This window comes from Novosphingobium sp. (assembly GCF_032093395.1).
Taxonomy (GTDB): Bacteria; Pseudomonadota; Alphaproteobacteria; order Sphingomonadales; family Sphingomonadaceae; genus Novosphingobium.
In genome coordinates this window covers 6,724-17,936 of sequence record NZ_DAMDBA010000093.1, presented here as the reverse complement: position 1 = coordinate 17,936, position 11,213 = coordinate 6,724, and the positions used below count along the sequence as shown (strand labels likewise).

The following is an 11,213-nucleotide window of genomic DNA, read 5'->3' as shown; positions in this document are numbered from 1 at the left end:
AAAAAAGGCAAGCCGCGAGCGCCGTGCCCGCGACGAGATCATGCCTCGTCATGTCATCCTCCCAGATGGTTTTGTACTTTGTGAGCGGCTGATGGCCTGCATCTGACATCGATGTCAAGAGCATTCGGAACCAAAGTGGCAATGATTTGACATCGATGTCAGATTCTGGAATTCCAACGCGTGAAATTCCGAGCGGTGGATTTCAAGTTGCGGGTTCCGGGAGCCCATCCCTTTGCCGGTCGGGCCCGGTTTGCCCCCCGTTTGCCATCCCCTGCCGAGTGCCATAGATGTTCGCCATGACGCTTTCCCCACCGCACGATGCGCTTTCCGCCGCCCCGGAAGCTGTGGCCCGGCGCCTGTTCCAGCTCTCCATCGGCGTGTTCTTCATCGGCGGTTTCCTGAGTGCTTCGGTCAGCCTGCTAGTGCCGCAGCTAAGGGCGGTGCTAGCGCTGGACTACAAGAGCGCGCTGCTGGTGCAGCTGGCCTTCCATTCCAGCTACCTGCTCTTTGCCCTGCCGGCCGCGCTCGCCGTCGTTCGCATCGGCTACATGCGCGCGATCGCAACGGGCCTGACGATCATGTCGGCCGGTTGCCTGGCGCTCGCGCTGGCACAGGGCATGCGCGCGTTCCTGCTGGTTCTGTCCGCGCTCCTGCTGCTTTCGGGCGGGCAGACGATACTCCAGATCGCAGCCAACACCGTGGTCACAGTGATCGGGCCTTCGCGCCGTTCCGCCTTCAGGCTTAATCTCCTGCAAGGGTTCAACTCGCTCGGAACCGTGCTCGGCCCGCTGGCGAGCGCGCCGTTCCTGCTGGCGGAAATCGCACCGCACGCGCGGGCCGATGCGGGAGCAGCGATTCCCTTCATCGCCACAGGCGCGGTGCTGGCCCTGCTTGCGACGCTCTATGCAGCCCATCGGCAACTTCTGGCGCGATCGCCATCGGGATCGGGCGACCACCTCCCCCGTGACTGGACACGGCAGATCCTCTCGGTACTTTCCGACAATCGACTGCTTTGGGGGACTGGCGCGATCTTCTTTTATGTCGGCGCGGAAGTGACGATCGGCACCCTGATGACGAACGTCCTGATGCTGCCCAGCCGACTGGCGCTTGAGCCGGTGAGCGCCGGGCGGCTGGTCAGCCTCTATTGGGCGGGAGCGATGATCGGGCGGTTCGCGGGTGCCTGGCTTATGACCCGCATCCCCGAAACCCGGCTGCTTCTTTATGCCGCGCTGGCCGCCATCGGGTTGACCGCGGCGGCCGCCGTCCTGCCGGGCCCGGCAGGAGCCGCCACGCTGATCGCGGTGGGACTGTGCAACGCCATCATGTATCCGACGATCTATGCCCTGGCGATGCCGGAAGACAGCGCCAGGGCGCCCCTGGCTTCGATGTGGCTCTGCATGGCCGTGGTCGGCGGCGCGATCGTGCCGATCCTGACCGGGGCCGCGGCGGACGCGGTGGGACTGCTGGCCTCGCTTCTGCTGCCTTGCGTCTGTTACGTGGGGATCGCCTCGTTCGCCGCGCTCTGCATCCGGACGAGAAGGCCGGCAGTATCTCGGGAGGCACGAACTTGAGCATCGTCACGATCAAGGACGTCGCCGCCCTGGCGGGCGTGTCTCCCAAGACCGTTTCGCGCGTGATCAACGGCGAGGCCCATGTGCGGCCGGAAGTGCGGGCGCTTGTGCAGAAGGTCGTGGCCGAGCTGGACTACCGGCCCAATGCCTTCGCGCGCAGCCTGTCCAGCACCCGCTCCTACCTGCTCGGCCTGTTCATCGACGATCCCGTTTCCGGCTATGCCGCGGATGTCCAGCATGGCGCCCTGCTCGGATGCCGCGCGCGCAGCTATCATCTCGTGGTCGAGCCGGTGGATCTCGGCGCGCCCGGCTGGGAGGCGCAAGTGCGCGGCAGCATCTCGGCGCTGCGGCTGGACGGCGCGATCGTTGCGCCGCCGATCTGCGACGAACCGGCGTTGATGACGGTTTTCGCGGAGACGGGGCTGCCCACCGTGCTGGTCGCGCCAAGCTCCGCCCCGCTCACCTCGGGCACGGTGCGCATGGACGATCGCCGCGCAGCGCAGGAGATGACCGAGTATCTGCTTGGCCTTGGCCACCGCCGGATCGGCTTCGCTCAGGGTCCGACCAGCCACAGCGCATCGGCACGGCGCGAGGAAGGCTTCCGCCAGGCCATGGCCTCGGCGGGCGTGGCGGTGGACGAAGCCTGCGTCATGCGCGGCGATTTCAGTTCGCGCTCGGGCATGGAACTCGGGGAGAAGCTGCTGGCCATGGCGGATCGCCCGACCGCCATTTTCGCCTCGAACGACGACATGGCGCTGGGCGTCCTGATCACGGCGATGAAACATGGGATCGCCGTGCCCGAGAAATTGTCGATCTGCGGCTTCGACGACGCGCCTTCATCCCGCGCAGCCTGGCCGCAACTGACGACGGTCCGCCAGCCCAAGGCCGAAATGGCCTCGGCAGCCGTCGATATCCTGGTGAACCCCCAGTTCCGGAAGGATGCCGGAGGCGAGGATTGGCACCTGATGCTTCCGCACGAAGTCGTCTTGCGTGGAAGCACCGGCCCGGCCTGAGGGCGGGATCTACCAGCGCGCGCCGGGGGCGCCGACTTCGAACGGACGGGCGTAGGACAAGTCGCCGCGATCGCGGGTTCCCTTGAGGAAGCCTTTCACGGCCGCCGTCTGGAGCCATGAGGCATCGCCCTGGATCGCGGCTTCCACGGTGGAGCGACGCCACAGGATCCGCCACTCGCCGTCGCGCCGTTGCATCTGGTCCATGTACCGTCCCGCGGCCATCGTGCAGGTCAGGCCGTCTTGCGACAGCAGGGTTCCGATGACGTAGGTTTCGCAATAGGCCGTATCACCGTCGATCTCGCACGAATGGTTGGCCAGGTTGTGCTGGTTCATCGCGAAGAACGCGGCGTGTCCGCGATTGGCCTTGGCGGGATATTCCAGGGCCGAGAACGGCACCGGGCCATGCTCGTCCGCGCCTTCCGGCCAATAGCACCCGGCCGTCAGTTCCTCGTCGTGCCGATCCCGCCCGCGCGATTCCCGGACGATCACGTCGAGAATGTCCTGCCGGTCCCTGATATGCTGGACGCTGGCCTTGAGGGCGGCGAGTTCCTGTTCGACATCGATTGCCGGCATTGTTCCGGTCACTCCTCTAGCGTCAGCGCGCACTGTGCCGTCAGCGACGGCAACCCGCCACCCCACGGGAGGAGGCACCGCGCGGGCGATGCCTCCTCCCGCTTCCTCACGCAATCTGCGCCTCGGCTTCATCGCGCGGCACGTCCTTGCGCCCGTAGCGAGCGTAAAGCGTCGGCAGGACGAAGAGCGTCAGCAGCGTCGCCGAAATCAGGCCGCCGATCACCACCGTTGCGAGCGGTTTCTGTACTTCCGCCCCTGCGCCGGTCCCGAATGCCATGGGCACGAAGCCGAGACTGGCGACGAGCGCAGTCATGACCACTGGACGCAGGCGCTGGATGGCACCGCTGCGGGCGGCCTCGGCCCGGTCCATGCCCTTGCGCATCAAGTCCTGGATCGACGAGACCATCACCAGCCCGTTGAGCACCGCAATACCCGAGAGCGCGATGAAGCCGACCGCTGCCGCAATCGAGAAGTCCATCCCCCGCGCGAACAGCAGGAGCACACCGCCGACCAGGGCCAGGGGAACGTCGGTGAACACGATCGCGGCATCACGAACCGATCCGAGCGCTCCGTAGAGCAGCAGCAGGATCAGGGCGAAGCAGGCCGGGACCACCAGTTGCAGGCGCTCTCTGGCGAAAGCGAGGTTTTCGAACTGGCCGCCCCATTCCAGATAGCTGCCCGGAGGCAGCCGGACTTCGCTGGCGATGGCAGCCTGGGCATCTTCGACCACGCTGCCGACGTCGCGCCCGCGCACATTGGCCTGAACCACCACGCGGCGCTTGCCGTTCTCGCGACTGATCTGGTTCGGACCGTCGACGATACGGATGTCCGCGACGCTGGCCAACGGTACGAACCGGCCGCCTGGCACCGGCACCGGCACCTGTTGGAGCAGGCCGATATCGGCGCGCTGGGCCTCTGACAGGCGGATCACCACCGGGAAGCGGCGATCGCCCTCGAAGATCATGCCGGCTTCGCGCCCGCCGACCGTGGCCGTGACGACATCCTGCACATCCTGGGCCGTGACGCCCAGACGCGACATGGCATCGCGGTTGACGCGAATGTCGAGCATGGGAAGGCCCGTGGTCTGCTCCACCTTGACGTCGGCCGCCCCTTCGGTCCTGCGCAGGACGCCGGCGATCTTCTCGGCCGTGGCATTCATCGCATTGAAGTCCTCTCCGAAGACCTTGACCGCGATGTCGCCGCGCACGCCGGCGATCAGTTCGTTGAAGCGCATCTGGATAGGCTGGGTGATCTCGTAGGCATTGCCGGGGAACCTGTTCAGTTCCTTCTCGAAGCGGGCGACGAGCTCATCCTTGGTCACGCTCCTGTCCGGCCACTGGTCGCGCGGTTTCAGGATCACGAACATGTCGGTGGCGTTGGGCGGCATGGGATCGGAGGCCAGTTCGGCCGTGCCGGTCTTGGAAAAGACGAACTGCACTTCCGGCTGCTTCGACATCATGCGCTCGATCGGCACCTGCATGGCCTGGCTCTGCTGAACCGAGGTGGCCGGAATGCGCAGCGCCTGGATCAGCACGTCACCTTCGTCGAGCTGCGGCAGGAACACCTGCCCAAGCGACAGGAAGGCGGCGATGGCGACGGCGAAGCCGACGACGCCGGTGCCCACCGTCAAGGTCGGCCGCTTCATCGCCCTTTCGAGACCCGGTTCGTACCGTGCCTTGAGCCAGGCCATGATCCGGCCCTCCTTCTCCTCCACGCGGTTGGAAAGCCAGATGGCGATCGCCGCCGGGACCGCCGTCAGCGAGAGCACGAAGGCGAAGGCCAGCGCCATGATGACGGTCAGGGCCATGGGCACGAAGGTCTTGCCCTCTACCCCGGTCAGCGTCAGCAGCGGCACGTAGACGAGGATGATGATCGCCTGTCCGTAGACCGACGGCCGGATCATTTCGCGCGCGGCCGAAGTCACGGTGGCGAAACGTTCCTCCACGGTCAACAGGCGGCCCTTGTGCTGTTGCCCCTCCGCCATGCGCCGCAAGGCGTTTTCGACGATGATGACGGCGCCGTCGACGATGAGGCCGAAATCGAGCGCCCCAAGGCTCATGAGGTTCGCCGATACGCCCACCCTCAGCATGCCGAAGCCGGTGAGCAGCATGGTGATCGGGATCACCATCGCCGCGATCAGCGCCGCGCGGAAATTGCCGAGCAGCGCAAAGAGCACGACGATGACCAGCAGCGCCCCTTCGCCCAGGTTCCTGGCGACCGTCCTGATCGTCGCGTTGACCAGTTCGGTGCGGTTCAGGACGGGCTGTACCACCACGTCCGGCGGCAGCGAGGCGTTGATCTCCTGGAGGCGGTCGGCCACGGCTGTGGCGACGCTGCGGCTGTTCTCGCCGATCCGCATGATCGCGGTGCCGACGACGACCTCCGTGCCGTTCTCGGATGCGGAGCCCATGCGGATCGCCTGTCCGGTCTTGACCGTAGCGACCTGTCCGAGCGTGATCGGCACGCCTTCGCGCGTTGCGACGACGACCTTGGCCAGCTCGTTCGCGTTTCGCACCAGTGCATCGGAGCGTACGGCAAGGCCCTCTCCGTTGCGGTTGACGAAGCCGCCGCCGACGCTGGTGTTGTTGCGCTCCAGCGCGTCGGCCAGATCGGTAAGCGTTATGTTCATCGCAGCTAGGCGCTGCACATCCGGCACCACGAGGAACTGTTTGGAATAGCCGCCGATCGAATCGACGCCGGCAAGACCCCTGGTGTTCTTGAGCAAGGGCGCGACGATCCAGTCCTGCGCGGTGCGCAGGTAGGTCGCCTTGTCGGTATCGTTGGTCAGGCGGTCGCCTTCGGGCGTGATGTAGCTGCCGTCCGGCTGCATGCCGGGCTCACCGGGGACGTGCTTGTCGTCCTTGCGGTGCTCCAGGCGCACGGTCCACATGTAGACCTCACCCAAACCCGTGGCGATCGGTCCCATCTCGGGATTGACGCCCGGGGGCAGGTTTTCCTTTACCCCGGTAAGGCGTTCACCCACCTGCTGGCGGGCGAAGTAGATATCAGTGCTCTCGTCGAACACGGCGGTGATCTGCGAGAAGCCGTTGCGACTGAGCGAGCGGGTATGATCGAGGCCCGGGATACCGGCGAGCGCGGTCTCGATCGGGAACGAGACCTGCTTCTCGACGAGTTCCGGCGACAATGCCGGGGCGCGGACGTTGATCTGCACCTGGTTGTTGGTGATGTCGGGCACGGCGTCGATCGGCAGGCGGGACAAGGCGGTCGCGCCGATCACGGCGGCGATGGCGGTCAGCAGCAGGACGAGCCAGCGCCTGTGGACCGCCCAGTTGACGGTTGCGGCAATCATCGGCTCAATCCTCGTGCGCCGCTTCGCCCTTGCCGAGTTCGGCCTTGAGCGTGAAGCTGTTGGAAGTGGCGATCTGCTCGCTGCCCTTCAGACCCGCGCGAACGATCACGGAGCCGCCGGAATTATCGCCCAGCGTTACGGGAACCGCCTGGAAGCCGGTTCGGGTGCGCACGAAGACGACGCTCCTGCCCTCCACTGTCTGGACAGCGGTGCTGGGCACGCGCACCAGGCCGTCGCCGCTTTCGCCCGAAAGCTGGGCACCCGAAAGCTGGACAGATGCCGTCACGGGTTCTCCCACGCGCCATTGGCCGGCGCGATTGTCGAGCGACGCGATGACGGGCACGAGGCGGGTCTGCGCATCGAGCGCCGGCGATACGAATGTCACCCTGGCCGTCGCCGTGCGTCCGGAGGCCGTAACGGTTACGGTATTGCCCGGGCGCACGCGCCCCGCGTCGGCCGGTTGCAGATTGAGCGAGAGCGAAACGCGCGACAGATCGGCGACCCGGTAGAGTTCGGCGTCGGCATCGACGGTCTGGCCCAGCACGACGCTGCGGGCGATGACCTGCCCGGAGATCGGCGCGGCAATCCCGAGGCGGTTGAGCCCGCCGCCGCCAACGCCCGCTGCGGAAACCTGACCCTGCGCCTGACTGTAGGCGATCCGGGCCTCGGTAGCTGCGGTTCGCGCGGCGATCAGATCCTGTTCCGGCGAAACGCGCTGGGCGAACAGGCGCTGTTCGCGCGCGAGGTTCGCGTTCGCCAAGGCCAGGCGCGCGCGGCTTGCCTCGACTTCGCCCTTCAGCATCGCCGCTTCCCGGCTCTCGATCACCGCCAGTATCTGTCCGCGCCCGACCGATTGGCCCAGGTTGTAGTTCAGCGCCACCACGCGCCCGCCGATGGCGGCGGAGACCACCTGCATGCCCTGGGGGTCGCCTTCGATGGTGGCCGGCAATTCCAGCGTTGCCGAGCCGCCGACCATCGGACGGCCAAGCTGGATACCGGCCGATGCGATCTGGTCCTGGGTCAGGGTGACCTTGCCTTCGTCGGCGTGAGCGGCCTCGTCCCCAGCTTTCTCTTCCTTGGGTGCGACATCCTGTGAGGCACCGCCCCCGCAGGCGGCGAGCGCGAGCGACAGCGGCAGCACGGCATAAATGAGTCTATTGCGGTTCATGGATCAGTTTCCTCCCTGAGGCGCGACGGCGGGCGCGGTCAGGCGCTCCAGCTGCGCGCGGGCATTCTGGTAGGCCGCAAGCGCGTCGATGGCGGCGACGCGGGTCTCGGCAAGCGTGCGCTCCGCATCGAGCAGGTCGAGCTGACCGAACTTGCCTTCGCGGTAGCCGATACGGGCGATGCGCGCGGCTTCCTGCGCAGCGGCCAATGCCGGCCCCGAGGCGGCCCTGGCTGCGGTCGCGGCATTGTCCGCCTCGGCCTGGGCATTGGTGATGGCCTGTTCGATATCCAGCGCGCTGACCCGGCGCTGCGCTTCGGCCTGGGTGCGCTGCGCACTGGCCCGATCGAGGGCGGCACGGCCATTGTCGAAGACCTGTAGCGGGATCGACAGCGTAAATACCGCGGCAAAGTCGTTCGTGGCTTCCAGGCGCCGGACCGAAGGCCCGACATCCACGTTCGGCACCCGGTTCGCTCTCGCCAGCCGCACATTGGCGTCGGTCACCGCCAGATCGGCATCGGCGGCGGCAAGCGCCAGTGTGCCCTGCGGCGTTACGGTCAAGCCCGGCCCGTAAGACGCCGGGGGAAGCCGGTCCAACAGGCCGACATCGAGAGTGCCCTCGACCGGACGGCCGATCCGCCGCTCGAGATTGGTTCGCGCAGCGCGCGCAAGCCGGTGCTGCCGCTCGACGTTCGTCTCCGCAGTGACGCGGGCAACGTCCGCCCGCTGCTGCTCGAGCGGAGAAGCGCGCCCCGCCTGAACGCGCACGCTGGCGGCCCGCAGCGCATCGCCCGCGATCCGCGCCTGATCGCGGGCCGTGACGAGCCGGCGCTCGGCCGCGATCGCCTCGACATAAAGCTGCGTCACCTGAAGGCGCACATCGGCGCCGATGATCGCGGCTTGAAGTTCCGCGCGGCTCAGTTCGGCGGAGGCCACCGCAACGCGGGCACTCCGCTTCCCGCCCAGTTCGAGGGTCTGCAGGAAGCCGACCGTGGTCTCGCTGCTCGCTAGACCGTTGTAAGCGCCCGTGCCGGCGATATTCTCGATCTGCGCCTGCGCGACGGGATTGGGGCGAAGGCCCGCCGCACGGCGGCCGGCTTCCGCCGCCTCGATACCGGCCTGCGCCGCCTCGATCGCCGGGGCACTGCCGCCCGCAGCCGCGACGGCTTCGTTCAAAGTGAATGCGTTGGTCGCAGCCTGCGCCGAGCGCGGGGCCGCGATGTCCTGCGCCCGGGCGACGGCAGCGCACGACGTGGCGGCCAGCAAGGCCGCTATGATCCTGTACATGAAACTATTCCTGATTGAAGGACGTCAGGCCGCACGCGCCGATGCGCGCGCTACGGCCGTTCGGATTCAATCAGGCGATGGGAGGGCGGAGGTCAGGCCCGGAAATCCAGCGGCCGAGCGCGGCCGACCGGTTGGCACGCACCGGCTCCTTGCGATGGCTCTGAAGCTGGGGAGTCAAATCGCGGGACGGCAGGAACGAGGCGCCACCCTGGCAATTGGAATGATGGTGCGACACGCCTTTGTCGGCATCACCCTGGGATTCGTCCGCGTCTCCGTCACTGTGGACGTAGCCGGAGCATTCCATCGTTACCGGACCGGCGATCTCCGCCGCATGCAACGCCGATGCCGCCATGAAGGACGACAACAGCAGCAACAGGAGAGGCAGGCCACAACGAGACATGGCCCTTGGCATAAGGGTTTTGGCGAGAGGTGTCATCTCCATGTCTCGTGCGGCGCCATGCGGGCTTGTCGCCAGGCCGGAACCGCCTCTGCCAGCACCCGCCAGGCAGAGCGCAGGAAGATCAGCGCAATGATCGCGCCCACGACGATATCGGGCCAGGCCGTGCCGGTCGCTGCGACCAGACCCGCCGCCACCAGAACGCCGATATTGGCGGCGACATCGTTGCGCGAGCATTCGAAGGTGCCCGACATGTTGACGTTGGCCTTGCGAAATCGCCAGAGCAACGCAAGGCACGCGAGATTGGCCACCAGGGCAAGGCTGCCGAAGCCCAGCATCAGCGAGAACGAAGGCGGCACGCCATTGGCGATCTTGTTGGCGATCTCCACGATCACCGCCACGCCGAAAGCGAGGATGATCAGCCCCTTGGCGCGGGCCTTGCGCAGGCTGTGAACCGAGATCGCAGGATGCCCTTCCGGCACCTCCCGCGCGATGCGCCTGGATTGCGGGCAGGACTTCTTAGGTTCTAACGCCAGTCTTTTTCGATTACCGCATGCTCCTGCGCTTCATCGAGAGCATCGCCGCGCATCATGTCCTGCGCTGCGGCCATCAGCTCGGCCTGCGCCGATCCGGCCTGCCGGTATTCGCTCGCTTGCGCACCGTCACCCGCGATGGTTCGTTCGAGCCGCCATGTGCCTTCCTCCCGGCAGGCTATGCCGGAAGTGGCGACGGCGGTGAAGACGCGGCAATAGCCGCCGCCTTGCCTCTGGAAGCTGGCCAGAACGCGCGTGCCGCCGCTCTCTCCGGTCGAAGCCGGCTGACGGTCCAGCGTGCGTGCCAGCGAACCGGAGGCGACCAGCCCTTGTCGCGTCTGTCTTATCGGCCCTTCACTCCGGAACTGTGCGCCGAGCATCAGGCCCAGGATCAGCGAGGCGGCCATGGCGAAGGCCATGCGGCGATCCGCGAAGAGCGGCACGCGACGGGCCTTGGCCGCGCGCCTGTCGGCCTTTTCGGCCTCTTCGCGCCGGGTGCGGGCGGCGGCGAGATCGAAGACTTCGGCAGGCGTGGCGCGGCCCGTTCCGGTGATGTCCTCGGCGGCGGCACGGGCTATCCGATCTGTCAGCGCATCGGGCACCGGCTCCTGCGCCACGGGTTCGAGATGGCCGCGCAGCGCGGAGCGCAAGGCCCGCTCCGCATCCAGCCGACGGGCCAGGACCGGATCGGCGGCGACGGCCGCTGCCACGCGCGCCGCCTCTTCGGGCGGCAATTCGCCATCGGCCAGCGCCATGAGCTCTTCGGGGGTCACGCTCATGCGGATTCTCCAAGTTCCTTCAAAAGAGCCTCGCGCCCGCGGCCGAGGCGGGACGTCAGGGTGCCCTGCGGAATGCCGATGATCTCGGCCGCTTCCTTGTAGGCGAAGCCCTCCACCAGCACGAGCACCACCGCCTCCCGCTGCTCGGCGGGGAGGCGGGCGAGCGCGCGATCGACATTGCCCAGCTCGACACGGTTTTCCGCATCGCGGTCCCCGGCCACGCCCACATCGGTGCCTTCGTCCTCGTGCACGAAAGTCTGTGCGCGGCGGCTGCGGGCCCTGGTCTCGTCGATCCACTGGTTGCGCATGATCCGGTACACCCAGGCATCGAGCCGCGTACCTTCCTGCCACTGACCGCGCGCCACCAGTGCGCGCTCGACGGTGGCCTGGCACAAGTCATCGGCATCCGCCGCGTTCTGTGTCAGCCCCCGTGCGAAACGCCGCAGGCGTGGCAGCAATGCCGTCAATTCGTTGCAGAAGTCCTGCGTGCTCATCGAAATATCGTTTCCGTGAGGATGAAACGTCCCGATGGCACCGTTTCATCCTTGAGCGCCACCGATTTTTGCTATGGGAACGAAAGATGGG

Annotated in this window: 10 protein-coding genes; 2 read left to right on the top strand and 8 right to left on the bottom strand. The window is 67.0% G+C overall.

Annotation, left to right across the window (positions count from 1 at the left end; all coding sequences use genetic code 11):
• Nucleotides 1–287 precede the first annotated feature (287 nt).
• Together RT424_RS21255 and RT424_RS21250 are read left to right on the top strand one after the other, a co-directional pair.
• Complete coding sequence (locus RT424_RS21255; protein ID WP_313442305.1) at nt 288–1,571, top strand: MFS transporter; 1,284 nt, start codon at nt 288–290, stop codon at nt 1,569–1,571.
• On the top strand, nt 1,568–2,584 hold the full coding sequence (locus tag RT424_RS21250) for a LacI family DNA-binding transcriptional regulator (protein WP_313442303.1): 1,017 nt from the start codon (nt 1,568–1,570) through the stop codon (nt 2,582–2,584). The genes RT424_RS21255 and RT424_RS21250 overlap by 4 nt, the downstream gene beginning before the upstream one ends.
• Nucleotides 2,585–2,593: 9 nt before the next feature.
• On the opposite strand, the gene RT424_RS21245 is transcribed toward RT424_RS21250, so the two are convergent.
• The 8 genes from RT424_RS21245 to RT424_RS21210 form a co-directional block, all read right to left on the bottom strand.
• On the bottom strand, nt 2,594–3,157 hold the full coding sequence (locus RT424_RS21245) for a nuclear transport factor 2 family protein (RefSeq protein ID WP_313442301.1): 564 nt from the start codon (nt 3,155–3,157) through the stop codon (nt 2,594–2,596).
• 106 nt (nt 3,158–3,263) lie between these two features.
• Entirely contained in the window at nt 3,264–6,467 is a 3,204-nt protein-coding gene (locus RT424_RS21240; protein WP_313442299.1) for a CusA/CzcA family heavy metal efflux RND transporter, read from the bottom strand.
• A 4-nt stretch (nt 6,468–6,471) separates the two neighbouring features.
• Nucleotides 6,472–7,635 carry an efflux RND transporter periplasmic adaptor subunit gene (locus RT424_RS21235; protein WP_313442297.1) on the bottom strand — a complete coding sequence of 388 codons (1,164 nt, stop codon included), beginning with the start codon at nt 7,633–7,635 and terminating at the stop codon, nt 6,472–6,474.
• Nucleotides 7,636–7,638: 3 nt separating this feature from the next.
• Nucleotides 7,639–8,919, bottom strand: coding sequence for a TolC family protein (locus RT424_RS21230; protein ID WP_313442295.1), 1,281 nt, complete (start codon nt 8,917–8,919; stop codon nt 7,639–7,641).
• A 70-nt stretch (nt 8,920–8,989) separates the two neighbouring features.
• A complete protein-coding gene (locus tag RT424_RS21225) occupies nt 8,990–9,292 on the bottom strand; it encodes a hypothetical protein (protein ID WP_313442293.1) in 303 nt (100 codons plus the stop codon).
• A gap of 59 nt (nt 9,293–9,351) precedes the next feature.
• The gene (locus RT424_RS21220; protein ID WP_313442291.1) at nt 9,352–9,798 is read right to left on the bottom strand and encodes a cation transporter; all 447 of its coding nucleotides are present in this window, start codon (nt 9,796–9,798) and stop codon (nt 9,352–9,354) included.
• A gap of 44 nt (nt 9,799–9,842) precedes the next feature.
• Nucleotides 9,843–10,628 carry a hypothetical protein gene (locus tag RT424_RS21215; protein ID WP_313442289.1) on the bottom strand — a complete coding sequence of 262 codons (786 nt, stop codon included), beginning with the start codon at nt 10,626–10,628 and terminating at the stop codon, nt 9,843–9,845.
• Nucleotides 10,625–11,122 carry an RNA polymerase sigma factor gene (locus RT424_RS21210; protein WP_313442287.1) on the bottom strand — a complete coding sequence of 166 codons (498 nt, stop codon included), beginning with the start codon at nt 11,120–11,122 and terminating at the stop codon, nt 10,625–10,627. The genes RT424_RS21215 and RT424_RS21210 overlap by 4 nt, the downstream gene beginning before the upstream one ends.
• Between the last annotated feature and the right edge of the window lie 91 nt (nt 11,123–11,213).

Bases quoted from the DNA above. Each gene is read 5' to 3' on its own strand.
- RT424_RS21215 (WP_313442289.1), bottom strand. From the start codon at position 10,628: ATGAGCGTGACCCCCGAAGAGCTCATGGCGCTGGCCGATGGCGAATTG.
- RT424_RS21230 (WP_313442295.1), bottom strand. From the start codon at position 8,919: ATGTACAGGATCATAGCGGCCTTGCTGGCCGCCACGTCGTGCGCTGCC.
- RT424_RS21255 (WP_313442305.1), top strand. From the start codon at position 288: ATGTTCGCCATGACGCTTTCCCCACCGCACGATGCGCTTTCCGCCGCC.
- RT424_RS21245 (WP_313442301.1), bottom strand. From the start codon at position 3,157: ATGCCGGCAATCGATGTCGAACAGGAACTCGCCGCCCTCAAGGCCAGC.
- RT424_RS21235 (WP_313442297.1), bottom strand. From the start codon at position 7,635: ATGAACCGCAATAGACTCATTTATGCCGTGCTGCCGCTGTCGCTCGCG.
- RT424_RS21240 (WP_313442299.1), bottom strand. From the start codon at position 6,467: ATGATTGCCGCAACCGTCAACTGGGCGGTCCACAGGCGCTGGCTCGTC.
- RT424_RS21210 (WP_313442287.1), bottom strand. From the start codon at position 11,122: ATGAGCACGCAGGACTTCTGCAACGAATTGACGGCATTGCTGCCACGC.